The 19,821-nt window shown below is 71.8% G+C and carries 21 protein-coding genes; 14 read left to right on the forward strand and 7 right to left on the reverse strand.

Going from position 1 to position 19,821, the window contains the following annotated elements; all coding sequences use genetic code 11:
- Positions 1-306: 306 nt before the first annotated feature.
- Positions 307-2,136 (forward strand): carbohydrate-binding module family 20 domain-containing protein, encoded by a 1,830-nt coding sequence (locus OG500_RS15430; RefSeq protein WP_329580709.1) that lies wholly within the window; start codon positions 307-309, stop codon positions 2,134-2,136.
- A 30-nt stretch (positions 2,137-2,166) separates the two neighbouring features.
- Here the strand turns inward: OG500_RS15430 and OG500_RS15435 are convergent, their stop codons facing one another.
- Positions 2,167-2,421 (reverse strand): hypothetical protein, encoded by a 255-nt coding sequence (locus tag OG500_RS15435; RefSeq protein ID WP_327067254.1) that lies wholly within the window; start codon positions 2,419-2,421, stop codon positions 2,167-2,169.
- A 238-nt stretch (positions 2,422-2,659) separates the two neighbouring features.
- Between OG500_RS15435 and deoC the strand changes: the two genes are divergently transcribed.
- The 4 genes from deoC to OG500_RS15455 all read left to right on the forward strand — a co-directional run bounded on the left by deoC (position 2,660) and on the right by OG500_RS15455 (position 6,868).
- Positions 2,660-3,646: a deoxyribose-phosphate aldolase gene (gene deoC / locus OG500_RS15440; RefSeq protein WP_329580714.1), complete on the forward strand. Its 987-nt coding sequence runs from the start codon at positions 2,660-2,662 to the stop codon at positions 3,644-3,646.
- Positions 3,647-3,651: 5 nt separating this feature from the next.
- Entirely contained in the window at positions 3,652-5,130 is a 1,479-nt protein-coding gene (locus OG500_RS15445; RefSeq protein ID WP_327067256.1) for an aldehyde dehydrogenase family protein, read from the forward strand.
- Positions 5,123-6,049 (forward strand): aldehyde dehydrogenase family protein, encoded by a 927-nt coding sequence (locus OG500_RS15450; RefSeq protein WP_329580719.1) that lies wholly within the window; start codon positions 5,123-5,125, stop codon positions 6,047-6,049. Before OG500_RS15445 ends, OG500_RS15450 begins: the two co-directional genes overlap by 8 nt.
- A gap of 171 nt (positions 6,050-6,220) precedes the next feature.
- Entirely contained in the window at positions 6,221-6,868 is a 648-nt protein-coding gene (locus tag OG500_RS15455) for a uridine kinase family protein (protein WP_327067258.1), read from the forward strand.
- 13 nt (positions 6,869-6,881) lie between these two features.
- On the opposite strand, the gene OG500_RS15460 is transcribed toward OG500_RS15455, so the two are convergent.
- Positions 6,882-8,006 (reverse strand): Mu transposase domain-containing protein, encoded by a 1,125-nt coding sequence (locus OG500_RS15460; RefSeq protein WP_329580722.1) that lies wholly within the window; start codon positions 8,004-8,006, stop codon positions 6,882-6,884.
- A gap of 567 nt (positions 8,007-8,573) precedes the next feature.
- Between OG500_RS15460 and OG500_RS15465 the strand changes: the two genes are divergently transcribed.
- Both OG500_RS15465 and OG500_RS15470 read left to right on the forward strand, forming a co-directional pair.
- A complete protein-coding gene (locus OG500_RS15465) occupies positions 8,574-8,822 on the forward strand; it encodes a hypothetical protein (RefSeq protein WP_329580725.1) in 249 nt (82 codons plus the stop codon).
- Positions 8,823-8,891: 69 nt separating this feature from the next.
- The gene (locus OG500_RS15470; protein WP_327067261.1) at positions 8,892-9,641 is read left to right on the forward strand and encodes a DUF2637 domain-containing protein; all 750 of its coding nucleotides are present in this window, start codon (positions 8,892-8,894) and stop codon (positions 9,639-9,641) included.
- A gap of 301 nt (positions 9,642-9,942) precedes the next feature.
- On the opposite strand, the gene OG500_RS15475 is transcribed toward OG500_RS15470, so the two are convergent.
- The 3 genes from OG500_RS15475 to OG500_RS15485 form a co-directional block, all read right to left on the reverse strand.
- On the reverse strand, positions 9,943-10,155 hold the full coding sequence (locus tag OG500_RS15475; protein WP_329580728.1) for a DUF397 domain-containing protein: 213 nt from the start codon (positions 10,153-10,155) through the stop codon (positions 9,943-9,945).
- A complete protein-coding gene (locus OG500_RS15480) occupies positions 10,131-10,976 on the reverse strand; it encodes a helix-turn-helix domain-containing protein (protein WP_327067264.1) in 846 nt (281 codons plus the stop codon). Before OG500_RS15480 ends, OG500_RS15475 begins: the two co-directional genes overlap by 25 nt.
- A gap of 224 nt (positions 10,977-11,200) precedes the next feature.
- The gene (locus tag OG500_RS15485; protein WP_327067265.1) at positions 11,201-12,187 is read right to left on the reverse strand and encodes a zinc-dependent alcohol dehydrogenase family protein; all 987 of its coding nucleotides are present in this window, start codon (positions 12,185-12,187) and stop codon (positions 11,201-11,203) included.
- Between the two features lie 159 nt (positions 12,188-12,346).
- On the opposite strand from OG500_RS15485, the gene OG500_RS15490 reads away from it, so the two are divergent.
- Both OG500_RS15490 and OG500_RS15495 read left to right on the forward strand, forming a co-directional pair.
- Positions 12,347-13,351 carry an AraC family transcriptional regulator gene (locus OG500_RS15490; protein WP_329580734.1) on the forward strand — a complete coding sequence of 335 codons (1,005 nt, stop codon included), beginning with the start codon at positions 12,347-12,349 and terminating at the stop codon, positions 13,349-13,351.
- Positions 13,352-13,497: 146 nt separating this feature from the next.
- Positions 13,498-13,704 carry a hypothetical protein gene (locus tag OG500_RS15495; protein ID WP_329580736.1) on the forward strand — a complete coding sequence of 69 codons (207 nt, stop codon included), beginning with the start codon at positions 13,498-13,500 and terminating at the stop codon, positions 13,702-13,704.
- A gap of 155 nt (positions 13,705-13,859) precedes the next feature.
- Here OG500_RS15495 and OG500_RS15500 read toward each other — a convergent pair whose 3' ends face one another.
- The gene (locus OG500_RS15500; RefSeq protein ID WP_442907040.1) at positions 13,860-14,741 is read right to left on the reverse strand and encodes a SigE family RNA polymerase sigma factor; all 882 of its coding nucleotides are present in this window, start codon (positions 14,739-14,741) and stop codon (positions 13,860-13,862) included.
- 243 nt (positions 14,742-14,984) lie between these two features.
- On the opposite strand from OG500_RS15500, the gene OG500_RS15505 reads away from it, so the two are divergent.
- From OG500_RS15505 to OG500_RS15525, 5 genes are all read left to right on the forward strand, one after another.
- Complete coding sequence (locus tag OG500_RS15505; protein ID WP_327067269.1) at positions 14,985-15,662, forward strand: response regulator transcription factor; 678 nt, start codon at positions 14,985-14,987, stop codon at positions 15,660-15,662.
- 108 nt (positions 15,663-15,770) lie between these two features.
- Positions 15,771-17,414 carry a sensor histidine kinase gene (locus OG500_RS15510; RefSeq protein WP_327067270.1) on the forward strand — a complete coding sequence of 548 codons (1,644 nt, stop codon included), beginning with the start codon at positions 15,771-15,773 and terminating at the stop codon, positions 17,412-17,414.
- A complete protein-coding gene (locus OG500_RS15515) occupies positions 17,411-17,734 on the forward strand; it encodes a hypothetical protein (RefSeq protein ID WP_327067271.1) in 324 nt (107 codons plus the stop codon). Before OG500_RS15510 ends, OG500_RS15515 begins: the two co-directional genes overlap by 4 nt.
- 178 nt (positions 17,735-17,912) lie before the next feature.
- Positions 17,913-18,710, forward strand: a complete 798-nt coding sequence (locus OG500_RS15520) for a VanZ family protein (protein WP_329580744.1) — start codon at positions 17,913-17,915, stop codon at positions 18,708-18,710.
- A gap of 219 nt (positions 18,711-18,929) precedes the next feature.
- On the forward strand, positions 18,930-19,112 hold the full coding sequence (locus tag OG500_RS15525; protein ID WP_327067273.1) for a PspC domain-containing protein: 183 nt from the start codon (positions 18,930-18,932) through the stop codon (positions 19,110-19,112).
- A gap of 98 nt (positions 19,113-19,210) precedes the next feature.
- On the opposite strand, the gene OG500_RS15530 is transcribed toward OG500_RS15525, so the two are convergent.
- Positions 19,211-19,600 carry an ATP-binding protein gene (locus OG500_RS15530; protein WP_329580747.1) on the reverse strand — a complete coding sequence of 130 codons (390 nt, stop codon included), beginning with the start codon at positions 19,598-19,600 and terminating at the stop codon, positions 19,211-19,213.
- Positions 19,601-19,821: the final 221 nt, after the last annotated feature.

Here is a 19,821-nt window from a genome sequence, read left to right on the forward strand (position 1 = left end):
CCGCATGGACCCCTGCGCACCAGTGGTCGCAAACGTCACTATTCGGCCGCGACCTGCGGCGGACCCCGTGGCCACCTTGCAGCAAAGGCTTGCCGCAACTTTCGGAAATTCCTTGCCGGGCTCTTGACGCCGCCGCTTTCCGAGCGGGAAGGTCTAGCCGCGGTGCACCGGAGCCTCGCGGGTCGAGCCGGCGTACCCACCGACCATCGGTATCCCGCCCCCGCCGAGCCCCACCCCCGGCGCGCAGCACGCGAACCTGCGCCCCGGTCCTCGGCAGGACGGCCCCACCCCCACGGGAGTCCTCCCATGACGCTGCTCCGACGACACCGGACCAGTAGACCAGCCGCGCTGACCGCCACCGCCCTGCTGGCCGGCGCCCTGCTGCCGCTCGGCCTGCAGAGCGCCGCGCACGCCGCGCCGACCGCCCCGGCCGCCGCGCCCGCCGCCTCACCCGCCCCCGACGGCGGCGACGCGATCGCCAACCTCTTCGAGTGGAACTGGCCCTCGGTGGCCAACGAGTGCACCACCGTGCTCGGCCCCAAGGGCTACGGCGCGGTCCAGGTGGCCCCGCCCGAGGACTCGATCCGCCTGGCCGGCAGCACCCACGCCTGGTGGGACGTCTACCAGCCGGTGGCCTACGACCTGAACAGCCGGATGGGCACCGAGGCGCAGTTCGCCCAGATGGTGACCGCCTGCCACAACGCGGGCGTCAAGGTCTACGCCGACGCCGTGCTCAACCACACCGCCGGTGCCAACCAGAGCAGCACCGACTCCTACGGCGGCGCGAGCTTCAACCCGGCCACCTTCACGTACAACAACGTGCCGTACACCAGCGCGGACTTCCACTTCTCGCCGCCCTGCCCCAACGCGGACATGAGCATCACCGACTGGAACAACGTCACCCAGGTGCAGGACTGCGACCTCTCCTCGCTCTCCGACCTCGCCACCGAGCAGGACGACGTCCGCGCCAAGCTGGCCGGCTACCTCAACAAGCTGGTCGGCTACGGCGTGGACGGCTTCCGGATGGACGCCGCCAAGCACATCGCGCAGGCCGACATGGCCAACATCCTGAGCCGGGTGAACAACACCACCTGGACCGGCTCGCGGCCCTACGTCTACCAGGAGGTGATCCCGGGCAGCAGCGGCCAGTTGGCCCCCTCGGCCTTCGAGGGCAACGGCAGCGTCATCGAGTTCACCTACGCCTACGACCTGAAGAGCCAGTTCAACGGCAACATAGCCAACCTCAAGACCTTCGGGCAGAGTTGGGGCATCGAGCCGAGCAACCTGTCCTCGGTGATGGTGGCCAACCACGACACCGAGCGCAGCGGCCAGACCCTCAGCTACAAGGACGGCAGCAAGTACACGCTGGCCACCGTCTTCGAACTCGCCTGGGGCTACGGCACTCCGCAGGTGTACTCCGGCTTCGACTTCAGCACCAGCGACCAGTCCCCGCCGGCCGACGCGAACGGCTTCGTGACCGCCACCGACTGCTCGTCCGGCGCGTGGATCTGCACCGACCGCAACCAGGGCATCGCCAACATGGTCCGCTGGCACAACGCCGCCCAGGGCAAGCCGGTCGCCAACTGGTGGGACAACGGCACCAGCGCCATCGCGTTCAGCCGCGGGAACACCGCCTGGGTCGCGATCAACAACGGCAGCAGCGCGGTCACCCAGACCTTCAGCACCGGCCTCGCACCCGGCAGCTACTGCGACGTCATCCACGGCGACCCCGCCGCGGGTGGCGGCTGCAGCGGCCCGACGGTGAGCGTCAACGCCACCGGGCAGGCCACCGTGACGGTCAACCCCGGCGACTCGGTGGCGATCTACGCCACCGGCTCGAACGGGACGGTCGCCGAGAACTTCACCGAGAACAAGACCACCAGCTGGGGCCAGAACGTCTATCTGGTCGGCTCGATCCCGGCGCTCGGCAGCTGGGACCCGAACGCGGCGGTCCCGCTCTCCTCGGCCGCTTACCCGGCCTGGGGCGGCACGCTGAGCCTGCCCGCGAACACCGCCTTCCAGTACAAGTACCTCGTCAAGGACGGCTCCGGGAACATCACCTGGGAGGGCGGTGCCAACCACAGCGCCAACTCCGGCTCCTCGGGCGGCACTCTGAACGACACCTGGCAGAACTAGCATTCGGTGCCGGCCCGGCGTGCCGCGCGATCAGCCGCGCAGCCGCCGGGCCAGCACCACCCCGCCGTACAGCAGCAGCCCGAGCACTCCGGTGCAGGCGAGCACGGCCAGGTCGTCGGCCGCCGCCAGCACCGCCGGGCCCGCGCAGAGGATCCGCGGGCCCGCGGCCACCACCAGCCCCAGCCCGGCCAGGCCGGGCAGCCACTCCAGACGGCTGGGCCGAGCCGCCCGCCGCAGCCGCCGGTGCCGGTGGGAGCGCACCGTCACCGCCAGACGCACGCTCATCGCCATCAACAGGAATCCGGTCCACACCAGTGGCCAGCGCGCCGACTCGAACACCGCGTCACCCCCTAGCTCTCGCCTCCCCCGTCAGGGACGCTACCCGCGTAACCCGGCGCTCTACCGGGGCGGGCGCAGGTTCTGTGAAGGTTTCGCCGCTCCCCGCCCCAGATCTCGGTCCGGCATCGAAGCGGGACCCCTCCTAGTCATTGGCTACGCGCGTAGATATGCTCATCTGGTGACTATGTCCACTGTTGCAGCCAACGCCCCCGGCGCCGCGGGCGGCGGCCTGAGCGACGTCGCCGCCTCGGAGGCCTCGCTCCGCCGCTTCCTGCACGGCCTGCCCGGCGTCGACGCCGTCGGCCTCGAAGCCCGCGCCGCCTCCCTCGGAACGCGTTCGATCAAGACGACGGCCAAGGCCTTCGCGATCGACCTCGCCATCTCGATGATCGACCTGACCACGCTGGAAGGCGCGGACACGGTCGGCAAGGTGCGCGCCCTGTGCACCAAGGGGAAGCACCCCGACCCGAGCGACCAGTCCGCCCCGCAGGTCGCCGCGATCTGCGTCTATCCGGACATGGTCGCCACCGCGAAGGCCGCGCTGGCCGGCACCGGGATCCAGGTGGCCTCGGTGGCCACCGCCTTCCCCGCCGGGCGCGCCGCGCTTCCGGTCAAGCTCGCCGACACCGCCGACGCGGTGGCGGCCGGCGCCGACGAGATCGACATGGTGATCGACCGCGGCGCCTTCCTCTCCGGGCGCTACCTGGACGTCTACAACGAGATCACCGCCGTCAAGCAGGCCTGCCTGCGCCCCGACGGCACGGCGGCCCACCTCAAGGTGATCTTCGAGACCGGCGAACTGCAGACCTACGACAACGTGCGCCGCGCCTCCTGGCTGGCCATGCTGGCCGGTGCCGACTTCATCAAGACCTCCACCGGCAAGGTCGCCGTCAACGCCACTCCCCCGGTCACCCTGCTGATGCTGGAGGCCGTGCGCGACTTCAAGGCGGCCACCGGTGTGCAGATCGGCGTGAAGCCGGCCGGCGGCATCAAGACCACCAAGGACGCGATGAAGTACCTGGTGATGGTCAACGAGACGCTCGGCGACGAGTGGCTGAGCCCGCACTGGTTCCGCTTCGGCGCCTCCAGCCTGCTCAACGATCTGCTGATGCAGCGTCAGAAGCTGCGCACCGGCCGGTACTCCGGTCCCGACTACGTGACGGTGGACTGATCACGATGGCCAAGAACAAGAAGACCGAGGCCGAACTGCCCAAGAGCGGGCCGCTGTTCGACTACGCCCCGGCCCCCGAGTCGCCGGCCGCGGCGGGCGGGATCGCCACCTCCTACGGCCACTTCATCGGCGGCGAGTTCGTCGACTCGAGCGGCAGCGAGGCGCTCAAGACGGTCAACCCGGCCACCGAGCAGGTGCTGGCCGAGTTCGCCCAGGGCACCGAGGAGGACGTCGAGCGCGCGGTCAAGGCCGCCCGCAAGGCCTTCGGCGACTGGTCGGCGCTGCCCGGCAGCGAGCGCGCCAAGTACCTCTACCGGATCGCCCGGATCATCCAGGAGCGCTCGCGCGAGCTGGCCGTGCTGGAGTCGATCGACAACGGCAAGCCGATCAAGGAGACCCGCGACTTCGACCTGCCGATGGTCGCCGCATGGTTCTTCTACTACGCCGGCTGGGCCGACAAGCTCGACTACGCGGGCTTCGGCCCCAATCCGCGCCCGGTGGGCGTGGCGGCGCAGGTCATCCCGTGGAACTTCCCGCTGATGATGCTGGCCTGGAAGATCGCCCCGGCGCTCGCCACCGGCAACACGGTCGTCCTCAAGCCGGCCGAGACCACCCCGCTGACCGCGCTGCGGTTCGCCGAGATCTGCCGCCAGGCGGGCCTGCCCGAGGGTGTCGTCAACATCATCACCGGTGACGGCCGCACCGGTGCCGCGCTCACCGCGCACCCGGACGTCAACAAGGTCGCCTTCACCGGCTCGACCAACGTCGGCCGGTCGATCGCCCGGCAGCTGGCCGGCAGCCGCAAGAAGCTGTCGCTGGAGCTGGGCGGCAAGGCCGCCAACATCGTCTTCGACGACGCGCCGATCGACCAGGCGGTCGAGGGCATCGTCAACGGCATCTTCTTCAACCAGGGCCACGTCTGCTGCGCCGGCTCCCGGCTGCTGGTCCAGGAGTCGATCCAGGACGAGCTGCTGGAGGCGCTCAAGCGCCGGATGGCCACCCTGCGGGTGGGCGACCCGCTGGACAAGAACACCGACATCGGCGCCATCAACTCGGCCGCCCAGCTGGCCCGGATCACCGAGCTGACCGCGGCCGGCGAGGCCGAGGGCGCCGAGCGCTGGGCCCCGGCCTGCGACCTGCCCTCCGCCGGCTACTGGTTCCGCCCGACCATCTTCACCGGCGTGAGCCAGGCGCACCGGATCGCCCAGGAGGAGATCTTCGGCCCGGTGCTCTCGGTGCTGACCTTCCGCACCCCGGACGAGGCGGTCGCCAAGGCCAACAACACCCCCTTCGGCCTCTCCGCCGGCGTCTGGACGGAGAAGGGCTCGCGCATCCTCTGGATGGCCGACAAGCTCAAGGCCGGCGTGGTCTGGGCCAACACCTTCAACAAGTTCGACCCGACCTCGCCGTTCGGCGGCTACAAGGAGTCGGGCTACGGCCGCGAGGGTGGCCGGCACGGTCTGGAGGCCTACCTCGATGTCTGATATCGCCACGCGTCTTGACGTCTTCAAGACCTACAAGCTGTTCGTCGGCGGGAAGTTCCCGCGCTCCGAGAGCGGACGGGTGTACGAGGTGACCACTGCAACATCAGCCGCCGGCGCGGCGGGCAAGGGCCAGTGGCTGGCCAACGCCCCGCTCGGGACCCGCAAGGACACCCGCGACGCCGTGCTCGCCGCCCGCGCGGCGGTCAAGGGCTGGTCCGGCACCACCGCCTACAACCGCGGCCAGGTGCTCTACCGGGTGGCCGAGATGCTGCAGGGGCGGCGCGAGCAGTTCGCCGCCGAGGTGGCCGCGGCCGAGGGTCTGGGCGCCAAGAAGTCCGCCGCGCTGGTGGAGCAGGCCATCGACCGCTGGGTCTGGTACGCGGGCTGGACCGACAAGGTGGCGCAGATCGCGGGTGCCGCCAACCCGGTGGCCGGGCCGTACTTCAACCTCTCGGTGCCGGAGCCGACCGGCGTGGTCGGCATCGTCGCCCCGCAGACCGGCTACGGGCACTCGTTCCTCGGCCTGGTCTCGGTGATCGCCCCGGCGATCGCCACCGGCAACACCGTGGTGGTCGCCGCGGCCGAGGACGCCCCGCTCCCGGCCCTGTCGCTGGGCGAGGTGCTGGCCACCTCGGACGTGCCCGGCGGCGTGGTGAACATCATCTCGGGCCGCACCGCGGACCTCGCCCCGACGCTCGCCTCGCACCAGGACGTCAACGCACTCGACCTCACCGGCGCGATCGCTGCCGACGGTGCTGGCGCGGCGGCTGTTCTGGAGGCCGCCGCTGCGGATACATTGAAGCGGGTGCTGCGCCCGGCGGTCGATCCGTCGGCGCAGGACTGGACCACCGCCCCCGGTGTCGAGCGACTGCTCTCCTTCCTGGAGACCAAGACGGTCTGGCACCCCATGGGTCAGTAGTCCGGTACCACCCTCCTGAACTGGCCGTCCCCAGTGCCCCTCCCCCCCCCGGGGCCCGGACGCGCCACTGACGGGTCCGCGCCTCTCCCCCCCCTGGCGCGGGCCCGTCGCCCTTTTCCCCCCGCCCGACGGGTTCCGAGCACGGCACCCGATACGTCAGACTGGTGTCTCGTGAGTGACACGCAGCTGAACCCCGCCCCGACCACCCGCGCCCGTGTGGTGCTGCTCTGCGGGCCCTCGGGTTCGGGGAAGTCCTCACTGGCCGAGCGCCTGGCCCTGCCGGTGCTCCAGCTCGACGACTTCTACAAGGACGGCGACGACCCGAGCCTGCCGCTGCTGGCCGACGGCTCCGGCACCGACTGGGACTCGCCCCTCTCCTGGCACCGGGACCAGGCGCTGGCCGCGATCCGGCAGTTGGTGGAGACCGGCCGGGCAGAGGTCCCGGTCTACTCGATCCCCGCCAACGGCCGCGCCGGCTCGCACACGCTGGACCTGGCCGGCGCCCCCGCCTTCATCGCCGAGGGCATCTTCGCCGCCGAGCTGGTCGGCGCCTGTGACGCGGAGGACCTGCTCGGCGCCGCCCTGTGCCTGCGCAACCGCCCGCTGACCACCGCCTGGCGCCGGTTCCGCCGCGACGTGCGCGAGGGCCGCAAGTCCGTCCCCTACCTGCTCCGCCGCGGCTGGCGCCTGATGCGCGCCGAAGCCGGCATCATCGCCCGCCAGATCGAGCTGGGCGCCCACGCCTGCGCGGGCGACGAGGCCGCGGCCCGGGTCCGCGCCGTGGTGCAGCAGGGCGAGCGGGTCACGGCGGGCGTCTGAGGCCGCCGCCTCCTCAGTCCGCCGGACCGGCGCGCAGCGCCTCGGCCTCGGCCAGCGCCGCCGGGGAGAGCGGACGGCGGTCCCTGCCGCCCTGGCAGGCCGGTACCTCGGCCCGCGGCAGGCGTGCGGGACGTTCCAGGGCGTCCCGGGCGATCGCGTGGTCGCGGTCGACCACCGTCAGACCTGCTCCCGGCGGGGCCAGGGTGTGGCGGGCGATGACCGCTCCGTTCAGCGTCGCGATCGACAGGTGCGGCTTGTCCAAGCGCTGGCGGACCTCCACCAGGGCGCCGGCCAGGTCGACATGGACCGCGTAGAAACTGCCGCGGAAGGACACCAGCCCCTGGGGGCTGACGATGCGGCTGACGCACACGCTGGCGGGAAACGGCAGGGTCGGCAGATCCATCAGCGTTCGCGCCGGAGCGGCGGGGGCACCGGACGTCGCACGCGTACCGTTCGCGCCCCGGTGGCGACGGTCCGTCCGCGCCGCGAGCCGGTCGAGCTCCTCCTGGGCGGCCTGCAGGCCCGCGCCGTGCGCGGCGGAGCTCCACCAGGACCGGAGCACCGCATCGCGGTCCGCGTCGGCCGCCATGGCGGCCTCTGTGGCGGCCTCTGTGGCGGGGGCGAGGTCGACCACCGCGCCGTAGTACCTCGCCACCTCTGCGAAGGCGGGCGTCACCCGCCCGTTCACCGCGCAGCAGGCGGCCGTCGACCGGTCGAGCCGCCAGCGGGGCGCGGTGCCGCCCAGCCCCCGCATCACCTGGTCGACGGCCGCGACGAGTTGGGCGAGGTCCCGGCTCTCGGCCAGCACCGCGCGCCAGCGGCCCGAGCTCGCCAGCGAGCCCGTCAGCAGGTGGAGACGGCCGCCGCACCCCCACTCCGTGGGGGGATCGGCCAGCTCCAGCCAGGCGAACCGGATCTCGTCGTCCGACCGCTCCGGTGCGGGTGTCCCGGCGGGGGACATACCCGGGCCGCACCACCGGCAGGGCGGGCGCACCCGGTGCTTGCGGATGGCGCGGGTGAGGGTGGAATAGCCACCCGAATAGCCCAGCTCGACGAGCTCCGCCAGCAGCGCCGTCGCCGCAAGGTGCGGCTCATCGGCCAGGCGCTGGCGGCAGTAGGGCAGGAAGCGCTGGGTCACGTCGTGAGCGGGGCTGCGGACCCCTGCGACCCGTCTGCCGCCCAGGTACGCCCTCAGCGTTTTGCGGTCACGCCCCAGGTGCCGGGCGATCGCGGAGATCGACCACCCGACGCGGCGCAGTTCCCGCGCTTCCGCGTATTCCTTCCTGGTGAGCATTCCAGACCCCCTTCAAGCCGGACCCGAGAATCGTGCCGAGTGCAAGTTGATGGCGGACGCCCTGACGAGGCGAAAACGTTACACGATGCAGCAGAAGCTGAGTAGCTGGGATTTGTTTTCCAACCGTACGGGGTGGGGAATTTGGGAGAGCACCGCTGGTTGTGAACACGCCACCCCCCTGGACCACTTGGGGAAGTTCACCGAGCACCGGCCAGCGGTAATGAATGTATGATGGCCGCCCCGGTCGGCGCTGGGGAATTTCGACGAGCATCCTGAGCATATAATGCCGGATGCTGTCCGGCGCATCGTCGGGGTAATTTCGGGGAGCACCTCAGGAATTGGATATGAAAAGACGCCCGAATTCCGTAGGCGCGACACCGGCACTCGGTCGTTAACAGAGTCATGAGTTCAATGTGCTACGCGAATACCGTGCCTCCGCCGGATCGTGACCCTGTCTGCAACGTCGGAAAGTGGCTCTTCGTCCCCGATCGCCGGAACGCGGCGGGCGACGTGCGGGCCGGCTACCTGTCGTGCAACGGCGAACGCGTCGTCCTGCGGCACTGCTCCCGCCTGCTGGCCGAGTTCCTGCGAACGATCCGCCAGCTCGAGGAGAGCTTCGCCGCTCGCATCGTCGTCGAGCCGGCAGCGGTCGAAGGATGATCCCCGCGACGCGCCCGGCGACGACGCCGGCAGGTCGGACAACAGCATTAATAAACCGCGGAGTTGACCATGTATGACCCAGCAGGCGAGTTCTCCCTCCGATATGCGGGCGCTCCCTACGGCGTGCTGGACGACCTCGCCGTGACGGCGCTCTACGAAGCCGGAGGCCGCTACGACGGGGACACCGCACCCCGCGGCCCACGGCTCGGCTACCCGACCACTGGAGGGCAGGGGACCTGGGCGCCCGAGGAGATCCCGCTGCCCCGTCCGCGCGCCCCTCTCGACGACGCCGGTCTGCACGCCACGGGTGCGGACTCCGCCGAATTGGGCGCCCCGACCGCCTCCCACCGCCGGCGCAGGGCCCAACGCCCGGTCGTGTCATGGCCACTGGCCATCGGGGAGGCGTTCGGGGTGCTGACCGCCGTGCTGGTCGCAGCCGTGTGCGTGCTGGGCGGGATGCTCTCCTACGACCCGCTGCGGGACCTGGCGCAGTCCCGGGTGCCGCACGGGCTGTCGCACCTGTGGCCGGTCATCGTCTACGGCCCGTGGCTCGTGGGCTGCCTCTCGGTGCTGCGCGCCGCCCTCGAAGGGCGGCGGCCGGCCCACTCGTGGGCCGTGGTGGTCATCTCCTCCAGCGTCGCGACCGGGCTCTGCATCTCCGATGCGTGCCGGACATTCTTCGGCGTCCTCGACATCGTCGTCGCAGGCCTGCCACCCATCACCGCAGCCGTCTCCCTGCACCAGCTCGTGCGTCAACTCACCACCGCTCATACCGCCCGCCGCACCCCGCGCCACACAGTCCGCAGGGCATCTCGGTGAGCAGAACTGAATATGCCAGAAGCGAGAGGAGATTCATTTGCCGGTACAGCCGCGAGCCATCCCGATTCCCCGAGCGCTCGGGCCGACGCGGGATGCCCACGTCAACCGACGGAAAGCCCGTTCGCTCGAACAGGTGGCACGCGATCCCCGATTGGACAACCCATCGGCCCGATCGCCACCGCCCCACTCACCAGGTCCAGGACGCAGCCTCCCGGATCCTGCGACCACGCGGCCCCGCTCGGGCCGCGTGGTCGACGGCAGCCGGAGCACCGACTCGGGCAGGCGTCGACGTCCAGTGACGCTACTGCAGGCGGCCGGCCTTGAGCTCCCCGACGAACGCGGCGAACGAGTCGGCGGGGAACACGAGCGCCGGCCCGGCCGGGTCCTTGGAGTCCCGCACGGGGGTGACACCGGTGAAGCCAGCCGCGACCTCCACGCAGTTGCTTCCGCCACCACCGCTGTAACTAGCCTTGCGCCAGGTCGCGTTGCTCAGGTCAGGGGTGGCGGTTCCCACGTGTACCGTTCCTCCATCACGTTCCGGATGAAGGCAGCCGACATCTCCGGGCCGAGCGCGGCTGCCTGCACCCGATCGTAGATGACCGTCAATCGGGTGACGTCCGCCGGTTGCTCGGAGAACTGTCCAGTATCAAGCCCCTCGGTGTAGGCCGACCGCGAGCCGTCGGGCATCGTGAGCAGGCACAGCGATCCACCCAGAGCAGTCAGCGGAAGCGCATGAAGCGGGACCACCTGCACGTCAACATTCCGCCGCTGGCCCACCTCCAGCAAGTGGGCCAGCTGTCCGCGCATCACCTGATGCCCGCCGACAGGAAGATAGAGGGCCGACTCGTGAAGCGTCATTCGGTACCACGGCGGGTTCTCGGCATGCAGGATCCGCTGGCGCGCGAGCCGATCGTTGAACTTCTCCTCCGTCGTGCCGTCACCCAGCACACCATCAGCGTCAGCGAAGATCGCCCGCATGTAGGCCTTGGTCTGCAATAGGCCTGGGATGATCAGGGAGTACTCCTGGATCATGCTGGCCTCAGCCTGCCGATGCAGGAACGTCTTCGCGAAGTGGTCGTACTTCGGGTCACTCAGGTGTCCCCACAGATCGATCAGCTCGCCGTTCGCCCGGAGCGCCGCGTCCAGCAGCTTGATCATCTCCCGCCCTGGCGGGTCGGTCGCCAGCTCGATCTGCGCGATCCGGTTGTGCGAGACGAACACCATCTGCCCGAGCTGCTTCTGCGTCAGCCCCAGCGCCTCCCGCCGTCGGCGGATCTGTGCGCCGAGGTAGGCCGCCAGGGAGCTTGTCGGATCGAGTTCCTTTGGCGCCGGCACGGCCCCTCCTCGTCTGTACGAGCCGAATGAAACCCCCTCGGGATGCTAACTGCGCACTGTCACGCCGTATTCGCAGATCGTGAGAATTCACCTCCAACTCGCGCAGGAAGTCGATGACGAACCCCCGAGACGCGAAAACAGAGAACGGCGAACGGCGAACGGATGACAGATTTCAAAATCTGTCATCCGTTCGCCGTCATCGCCCCACTGTCAGCGCGACACCGTCAGTGCGACACCGTCACCACAACCTTCCCCACCTGCCCGTTCGCCTCCAGGTGCCGGTGCGCCTCGACGATCTCGCTCAGGTCGAAGACGCGGTCCACCACCGGCGCCAGCGTCCCCGCCCGCAGCCCGGCGTCGACGAAGTGCCACGCCCGCCGCCGCGCGGCCGGATCGCCGGTGATGTCCAGGTTGCTGTAACCGAGCACCCGCAGCCCCCAGTTGAGCGGCAGCGGGGTCGGGCGCGAGTCCAGCCAGCCGTAGACGATCAGCAGCCCGCCCGGCGCCACCGCCTGCGCTATCGTGGCCAACCCGGGCCCGGCCACCGGGTCGAAGACCAGCTCGGCGCCCCGACCGCCGGTGATCTCGCCGACCCGGCCCAGCAGGTCCTCCTCGTCCGTCACGATCACGTGCGCGGCACCGAGCTTCAGCAGCTGCTCGCGCTTCGCCGCCGTCCGGGTCGCCGCCACCGGGATCGCCCCCAGGTGCCGGGCGATCTGGATCGCGGCCACCCCCACGCTGCTGGAGGCCGCGGTGATCAGCACCGTGTCCCCGGGCCGCATCCCGCCCTTGTCCACCAGCGCGCCGTACGCGGTGGTGTAGGAGAGCCAGACGGCCGCGCCGGTCACCGCGTCGACCTCGCCCGGGCGGTGGATCAGGTTGGTCTCCGGCACCAGCACCCGGTCCCCGTAGACGCCGTGGGTGCTCAAGTTCCCCAGCGCCGCGGTGCTCACCAGGTCGCCGACGGCGAATCCGGTGACCGCCGCGCCGACCGCCTCCACCACACCGGTGGCCTCGTAACCGAGCCGGGAGCCCGGCAGCTCGGGCTGGTAGAAGTAGGTACCGCCGCGGAACATCGCCTCCGCCCGGTTCAGCCCGAGCGCCTCGACCCGTACCAGCACCTCGTCCGGCCCCGGCTCGCCGAGCTCCACCTCCACGATCTTCAGGACCTCGGGTCCACCGATCTCGTCGAACACCACTGCCTTGGCCATGGCGGAATCCCCCATCACAACAATCAGATGATCACGCGTCAGTTCGCTGACGTACCTCCACCGTAGGTGTGCCGGACGAGACGTCCCATGCCGGAAAGTCTCGTTCTCCTGTCCGATCGTCTCGCCCCATGGAGCGCTGGTGAGCGCTACGCTCCCGCCATGGACGTGCTCAGCGACGCGATCACCGTGATGCGCACCGGCCGCCCGCACTCGGGGCTCACCGACAAGCTCGCCCCCTGGGGCATGCGCTTCCCGCCCGCCCCGGGCGCCGGCTTCCACATCGTGCTGCGCGGCTCCTGCTGGCTGCTCCCACCCGGGGACGCGCCGCCGGTCCGGCTCGGCGTCGGCGACGTGGTGCTGCTGCCGAGCGGCCGCGGGTTCGCTTTGGCGGACTCGCTGGAGACCGGCCTGATCGACGTGGTCATCACCGACGGCGGCCTGCTGCCGGCCCAGCGCGACGCCACCCTCCTCACCGGATCGCCCGGCGGCGAGGTCACCACGATGCTCTGCGGCGCCTACCAGCTCAACCAGGCCCGCCCGCACCCGCTGCTGGCCGCGCTGCCCGAGGTGGTCCACCTGCCGGCGCGGGTCGGCCACCACCCGGCCCTGCGCTCCCTGATCGACCTGCTCGGTGCCGAGCTGACCGAGCGCCGGCTCGGCTCGGACGCGGCGACGCCCGCGCTGCTCGACACGCTGCTGCTCTACATCCTGCGCGCCTTCTTCGAGGAGACCGCCTGTGCGGCCACCGGCGGCTGGGCCGCCGCGCTCGGCGACCCGGTGGTCACCACCGCGCTGAGCGAGATCCACGCCGACCCGGCCCACCCGTGGACCGTCGAGGAACTCGGCGCCCGGGCCGGCCTGTCCCGCGCCGCCTTCGCCCGCCGCTTCACCACTCTGGTCGGCCAGCCCCCGCTCGGCTACCTCACCTGGTGGCGGATGACCACCGCGGGCCGCCTGCTGCGCGAATCCGACGCCCCGCTCCACCGCATCGCCCAACAGGTCGGCTACCTCAGCGAGTTCGCCTTCGCCAAAGCCTTCAAGCGCGAGTACGGCCTCTCCCCCGGCCGCTACCGCGACCAACGGCGCGCCGGCCGGTCCGACGGGCAGCAGGACGGACAGCACGACGGGCAGTGCAGCGGTCCGGCACTGGCGGCCGACGGTTAGGACCTGCCCGGCGGCTCCCTGCCACCCGGTCGTGTCCGATTGGCCGTCCGCTGCGCGGGAAGACGCAGTACGCCGGGGCCCCTCCCCGCCTGAACCCGCCAGCAGGGCCGCCCGTAGGAACACACGGAAACACAGAGGTGGAGAACATGCTCGGTCTGGTACTGCTCGGCATCCTGGTGCTCACCATCGGCGGCTGCGCCTGCGTGGTGTGGGCGGAGCGCGGCGGGCCCCGCTGGGTCCGCGGCGTGGCGACCGTGACGCTTGCCACGGGCGAGCTGGTGCGCATCACCCACAGGCACCGGCGCCGGAGCCTGAACCGGAACAGCGGCGACAGCGGCGGCGACTCGGGCTGACACTCCGACGGCACGCAGCTGGGCCCGGTGGCCTCTCCCAAGACACCGGGCCCAGCTTCTTTGCGAGTTCGCGGCTTCCCAGCCGGCGGGCTCCCCCGAGCCGCCTGCCTCCGCGCCCTCACCCGTCCCCCGACGGGAGTTCCTGTGGTGAAGCGTTACGCCACCAGCTCGCCGAAGGCGTGCGCGGTGTCACCGTTGCGGTTGAGCTGCTCGTCGTCGCGCAGTCGGCGCAGGGCGCGCCAGATGCTGCTCTTGACGGTGCCGACGCTGATGTTCAGGATGTCGGCGATCTCCGGGTCGGTGCGGCCCTCGTAGTAGCGCAGGACCAGCATGGTGCGCTGGTTCTCCGGGAGCTTGGCGAGCGCCTGCCAGAGCACGGCGCGCAGCTCGGTGCCGCCCATGGCGTCGGTGTCGCCGACCGTCTCCGGCAGCTCCTCGGTCGGGTACTCGTTGAGCTTGCGGCGCCGCCAGGCGGAGATGTGCAGGTTGGTCATGGTGCGGCGCAGGTAGCCGCCGACCGCGGCCTTGTCGCTGATCCGGCCCCAGGCGCGGTAGGTGCTGAAGAGCGCGCTCTGCAGCAGGTCCTCGGCCTCGTAGCGGTCACCGGTCAGGTGGTAGGCAGTGGCGTAGAGGGAGGCGCGACGCTCGCGCACATACGCGGTGAACTCCGTCAGGTGGTCCACCTCGGCGGCCGAGTGCTCCCCCTGCGCGCCTCCCTGCTCGCCCTGCGGGACGCTCTGCTCCACCGGCGCGAGCCGGTAGAGGGTGGCGCCCGTCGTCCGGCCGTCGGTCGACTCCCCCGAGTCACCCACGGTCCGGCCGGTTCCCGCCCCCACGGGAACACTGCCCGGGCGGACGAACGCGCGGTGCTCGCCCGTCCGGATCCCGCCGCTCACCCGGCGGGCCCCCGTGCACTGTTCGGTCCGGCCCTGCTCGATCACACGGTGCTCGACCACGCGGTGTGCCGTGGCACGCAAGCCGCGGACGGCCGGGTTGTGTGCATCCAGGATGCCCCGGGTCTCAAGCGTTGCGGTCATGTGGCGCCCCCATGGTCGGTACGAGCGGGTTCTTTCCGGTGCCCTCGCCCCGTCCCGGTCGTGCCGGTTCGTCGCGTTGACATGGAAAAGCTTGCCCGTCGCCCGTCATGACGGTGTCCGGCGACTGTCACAGCGGTGTCACAAGGGGCGGGACCTTCGTCCCGAGCCGCCGTCCGACACCGACGACGCATGCTCTGCCCCAGGCGGTTCCCGGCGGCACATCCGGTGAGCCAGAATGAACGCGTGCCTTTCCTCCTACTGATCGAGGACGACGACGCCATCCGGACCGGCCTCGAACTCGCTCTCACCCGCCAGGGCCACCGCGTGGCCGCCGCAGCGTCCGGCGAGGACGGCCTTCGGCTGTTCAAGGAACAGCGTCCGGATCTGATCGTTCTCGACGTGATGCTGCCCGGAATCGACGGCTTCGAGGTGTGCCGCCGGATCCGGCGCACCGACCAGCTGCCGATCATCCTGCTCACCGCGCGCTCGGACGACATCGACGTGGTCGTCGGCCTGGAGTCCGGAGCCGACGACTACGTGGTCAAGCCGGTGCAGCCACGGGTGCTGGACGCCCGGATCCGGGCCGTGCTGCGCCGCGGCGAGCGGGAGAACTCGGACTCCTCCGCCTTCGGCTCGGTGGTGATCGACCGCTCCGCGATGACCGTCACCAAGGACGGCGAGGACCTCCAGCTCACCCCCACCGAACTGCGGCTGCTGCTCGAACTGAGCCGCCGCCCCGGTCAGGCGCTCTCCCGCCAGCAACTGCTGCGACTGGTCTGGGAACACGACTACCTCGGTGACTCCCGACTGGTGGACGCCTGCGTGCAGCGGCTGCGGGCCAAGGTGGAGGACGTCCCCTCGGCGCCGACCCTGATCCGCACGGTGCGCGGGGTGGGCTATCGTCTGGACCCGCCCGCCTGACCGACGCCGCCCTCCCCCACCTACCCCGTCGCCCCGTTGCCCGCGAAACCGTCCACCGAACCGCGCACCGCTGCCAGCTGCCCTGACACCGAATGGCTGACCTGACACGTGACTGACCATCAGAACGGCCACCGGCTGTCCCGGACACTGCGCCGGCTCCGACTCAGTTCGCTGCGGGTGCGGCTGGCCGCGGTCTTCGCCGTGGTGGCGCTGACCGCCGCCGTCTCCGCCTCCGGCATCGCCTACTGGCTCAACCGCGACGCGGTGCTCAAGCGCGCCCAGAACACCGCACTGGACGACTTCCGCAGCTCGCTCGGCCGCAACGTCTCGGCCCTGCCGCAGGGCGCCACCTGCGCGGAGCTGGCCCAGCTCGCCAACGACGTGGCCAGCTCCGGCCTGAACTACGACGTCGTGGTGGTGGACGACAGCCAGCCGGGCTGCGCGGCCTTCTCCGACCCGCAGTTCACCCTGGCCCAGGTGCCGCACGCGCTGGTCACCACCGTCGCCACCCCGCGCAGCGCGACCACCGCGATCCCGTTCACCAACCACCTCTACTGGCAGCGGGTGAACCTGAAGGGTGATCCCTACCTGGTGGGCGGCACCAAGGTGGTGCCGACCGGCCTGACCGCCTACATGTTCAAGTCGCTCGACAACGAGCGGGACGACCTCAAGACGCTGGCCTGGTCGCTGGCGGTGGCGACCATGCTCGCCCTGGTCGCCGCCACCCTGCTGGCCCAGGCGGCGTCCAGCGCGGTGCTCCGCCCGGTGCGTCAACTGGGGGATGCCGCACGGCGGTTGGGCGAGGGCGAGCTTGACGTCCGGCTGGAGGTCACCGGCGCCGACGAACTCGCCGACCTGAGCCGGACGTTCAACCAGGCGGTCGAGCAGCTCTCGCACCAGGTCGACGAGTTGAGCGCGCGCGAGGCGCAGAGCCGGCGGTTCGTCGCCGACATGTCGCACGAGCTGCGCACCCCGCTGACCGCGATGACCGCGGTCACCGACATCCTGGAGGACGAGGCCGAGTCGCTGGACCCGATGATCGAGCCGGCCGTGCGGCTGGTGGTCAGCGAGACCCGCCGGCTCTCCGACCTGGTGGAGAACCTGATGGAGGTGACCCGGTTCGACGCGGGCACCGCCAAGCTGGTCGCCGACGAGATGGACATCGCCGACCTGATCATGTCCTGCATCGACGGCCGGGCCTGGTACGACGCGGTGGAGGTGGACGCGCCGCGCGGGGTGCTGGCGGTGGTCGACCCGCGCCGGCTCGACGTGGTCTTCGCCAACCTGATCGGCAACGCGCTCAAGCACGGCGGCTCCCCGGTGCGGGTCAAGGTCAGCCAGGGGGTGGGACCGACCGGCGCCGGCGAGGTGGTGGTGGAGGTCTCGGACAGCGGCCCCGGCATTCCGCAGGACGTGCTGCCGCATGTCTTCGACCGGTTCTACAAGGCAGACAAGGGGCGGGCCCGCTCGGAGGGCAGCGGGCTCGGCCTGTCCATCGCGATGGCCAACGCCCAGATCCACGGCGGCACCATCACCGTCGCCAACGGGGCGCAGGGCGGCGCGGTCTTCACCCTGCGGCTGCCGCTGGTCCCGCCGGAACGTCCCGCGGCCGGCGGCCCGGTCAGCAGCGGGCTCGGCGCACGCGGGCAGCGCGGCGGGGGCACCGGCGACCAGCGCCCCGGCGGCGGTACGAGCGGCTCGGGGGATGCGGGAGACTCGGGAGACGGTACCGAGCGGAGGACGCCCCAGTGAACGAGGCCACCAACAGCAGTGGAGCCGGACGGTGGGTGCTCGTCCTGGGGGTCGGAGCGGTCACGGTCGCCCTGGCCTCCGGCTGCGGGATCCGGCCCACGGCCGTCCCGGTCGACGCGGGGCGGCCCGCCGTGCGGACCGCGTGTCCGAGCCCGGTGCACCCGCCGTCCCTGCCGACCAGCCAGCCCAGCGCCACCCCGAAGAACCCCGTGCACCCCTCGGTCCAGCCCTCGCCGGTGGTCTCGCCGGCGACCGGCAGCCTGTTCAGCGCACTGCCCTCGGCGACCCCCAGCCCGACCGGGCCCGTGCGGTGCCCCTGAGGCCTGGCGCCGCCGAGCGGCGGACGCCGGGAGCCTGTGACCGGCGCCATGCGCGAGCCGGCGGGGTGTGCCGGGAACCGCGCGCGCCCGGCGCCGCGTCCACTCTGGCGTGCAGCGAGATGGCACCGGCGTGCGGCGAGCACGCGACAGTGTGCGGATCGAAGACCGACGGCCGGCCGTGACGGCCCGGCCGCTCGACGACGCCCAAGACCCAGAGCCGGGCGCCGACGCACCCGGCGGCCAGGCGGCCGGGGCCGGGCCCGAGCTGCTGCCGCCGCTGCTGCGCTCGGCAGGCCTGACCATGCTGGTGCTGTACTTCCTGCTGCTCGGCTGGCTGGCACTGCGCCAGCCGCCAGCGGGCTGGTCCTACGACTCCAACCTGACGCCGTTCGCCTCCGTGCACCGCGCGCTGGCCACCGGTGGCGCGGCCGGCCTGCGGCAGGTGCTGAGTTCACTGGTCGTGCTGGCCCCGCTCGGCGTCCTGCTGCCGCTGGCCCAGGGACGGCTGCGGCAGGCCTGGTTGCCGTCCTTCCTGCACACCCTCGGTATCAACGCGCTGCTCGCGACGGCGATGGAGGTGGTGCGCACCGGCCTGACCAGCCACCTGCTGAACGTCGACGACATACTGCTGGGCACCATCGGCGCGGCGGCCGCCCACCTGCTGGTGGTCCCCGTCGGTCGGGTCCGGCTGCGGGCCTGGCTGGCCCGTCACCCGTGGCCGGACGAGGCGGCGGCGGGCGAAGCGGGTGCGGCGGCCGCGGCGGGCTCGGCGGTTCCCCCGGGGACCGGTCGGCCCGGCGGTGACGACGCCCCGGCGGCGCAGGTCCGCCCGGCCTTCGCGACGCCCCGCACCCAGCCGCCGCACGCCCAGACTCCGCGCAACGAGGCCCCGAGCGACGGCGGGCGCGCCCTGCGGCTGCTGTCCCCCCGGCCGGGCACGCTGCCCGCCTCGGTGCACCGCGCGCACCACCTCTGAGCAGCGCTCCCCCGCCGTGCCCTTGGCGCCGTGCCCCTCGCGCCGGGCCTCGGGGACGACCCTGAGGCCGACCCCGAGAGCCGGCCACCGCTCCCCGGTGAGAGACCGGGGTCCGGGATCGACAGTCAGGCGGACGTCCGGGCAGGTCATCGCGGCGCAGCATGGATACCGAGCCCCGGGACCACCGGAGCACCACACCGCCACCGCTCGGAGATCCCCATGCGCACGCTTGCCCGCCCTCGCCACAACCGTCTCGTCGCCGGCGTCTGCGCCGGGGTCGCCGAGCGCTTCGGCCTCACCCCGTGGACGGTCCGGCTGATCTTCCTGGCCTCCTGCCTGCTGCCCGGCCCGCAGGTCCTGCTCTACATGGCGCTCTGGTTCCTGCTGCCGCAGGAGCCGTGAGCGCCACGCCCGGGCGGCGGGCAGCAGACGCGTCAGGCCGTCCACCCCTCAGCGGGGTGGACGGCCTGACGCGTGGGGCGGCTCCGGAGCCGCCGTGCTCAGCCGCCGAGGCCCGGCGCGGTCGCGCCCAGCGGCACCACACTGCCCAGCGCTCCGCTGAGCGGGACCTGCTTGGCCGCACCCTGCACCGCGCCGACCGGCAGGCCGCGGGTGGCGCCGCTCGCGGAGACCGGAGCGGCCTCGGGCGCGGCGGCAGCCGGCGCCTGCGCGGCGGGGGCCTGGGTTCCGGACTTCTGGTCGAGCAGGCCGGTGGTCTGCTTCACCGGACCGTCGACCGCGGGGGCCTTGCCGAGGGCCCCGGTCACGCCACTGGTGTCCGGCAGCGCGGGAAGGCCGCCCGGGGCGGCCGCGGAGGCGGCGCCGGCCGCGACCGTCGCGATGGCGACGCCGAGCGCCGCGGTACCGGCAACCTTGATGGCCTGCTTCATGAGTCCGTCCTCGTGTCCTCGTCGGGCCGGCGCGTGGGCTGACGCCCAGGCGGACACCCGGGCCGGAGCCCGTGGATGCGCCGCTGCACCGTGTCAGCAGTGACTGCCCACCGTAGACAGTCCCCCGGGCGGGGGCCAAAGGCCCGCCACTCGCCCGAGTGAACCGTCATACAGTCCTACTTGACCTGAGGTGCACCAGAGTTGACGGAACGTCAGATTCC

The sequence above is a fragment of the Kitasatospora sp. NBC_01250 genome (assembly GCF_036226465.1).
In the GTDB taxonomy this organism is placed as follows: Bacteria; Actinomycetota; Actinomycetes; order Streptomycetales; family Streptomycetaceae; genus Kitasatospora.

Bases quoted from the DNA above. Each gene is read 5' to 3' on its own strand.
- OG500_RS15530 (WP_329580747.1), bottom strand. From the start codon at position 19,600: ATGAAGCAGGCCATCAAGGTTGCCGGTACCGCGGCGCTCGGCGTCGCC.
- OG500_RS15450 (WP_329580719.1), top strand. From the start codon at position 5,123: ATGTCTGATATCGCCACGCGTCTTGACGTCTTCAAGACCTACAAGCTG.
- OG500_RS15485 (WP_327067265.1), bottom strand. From the start codon at position 12,187: ATGGCCAAGGCAGTGGTGTTCGACGAGATCGGTGGACCCGAGGTCCTG.
- OG500_RS15525 (WP_327067273.1), top strand. From the start codon at position 18,930: ATGCGCACGCTTGCCCGCCCTCGCCACAACCGTCTCGTCGCCGGCGTC.
- OG500_RS15435 (WP_327067254.1), bottom strand. From the start codon at position 2,421: ATGAGCGTGCGTCTGGCGGTGACGGTGCGCTCCCACCGGCACCGGCGG.
- deoC (WP_329580714.1), top strand. From the start codon at position 2,660: ATGTCCACTGTTGCAGCCAACGCCCCCGGCGCCGCGGGCGGCGGCCTG.
- OG500_RS15500 (WP_442907040.1), bottom strand. From the start codon at position 14,741: ATGACCGCAACGCTTGAGACCCGGGGCATCCTGGATGCACACAACCCG.
- OG500_RS15495 (WP_329580736.1), top strand. From the start codon at position 13,498: ATGCTCGGTCTGGTACTGCTCGGCATCCTGGTGCTCACCATCGGCGGC.
- OG500_RS15470 (WP_327067261.1), top strand. From the start codon at position 8,892: ATGTATGACCCAGCAGGCGAGTTCTCCCTCCGATATGCGGGCGCTCCC.
- OG500_RS15430 (WP_329580709.1), top strand. From the start codon at position 307: ATGACGCTGCTCCGACGACACCGGACCAGTAGACCAGCCGCGCTGACC.
- OG500_RS15465 (WP_329580725.1), top strand. From the start codon at position 8,574: ATGTGCTACGCGAATACCGTGCCTCCGCCGGATCGTGACCCTGTCTGC.
- OG500_RS15445 (WP_327067256.1), top strand. From the start codon at position 3,652: ATGGCCAAGAACAAGAAGACCGAGGCCGAACTGCCCAAGAGCGGGCCG.
- OG500_RS15490 (WP_329580734.1), top strand. From the start codon at position 12,347: ATGGACGTGCTCAGCGACGCGATCACCGTGATGCGCACCGGCCGCCCG.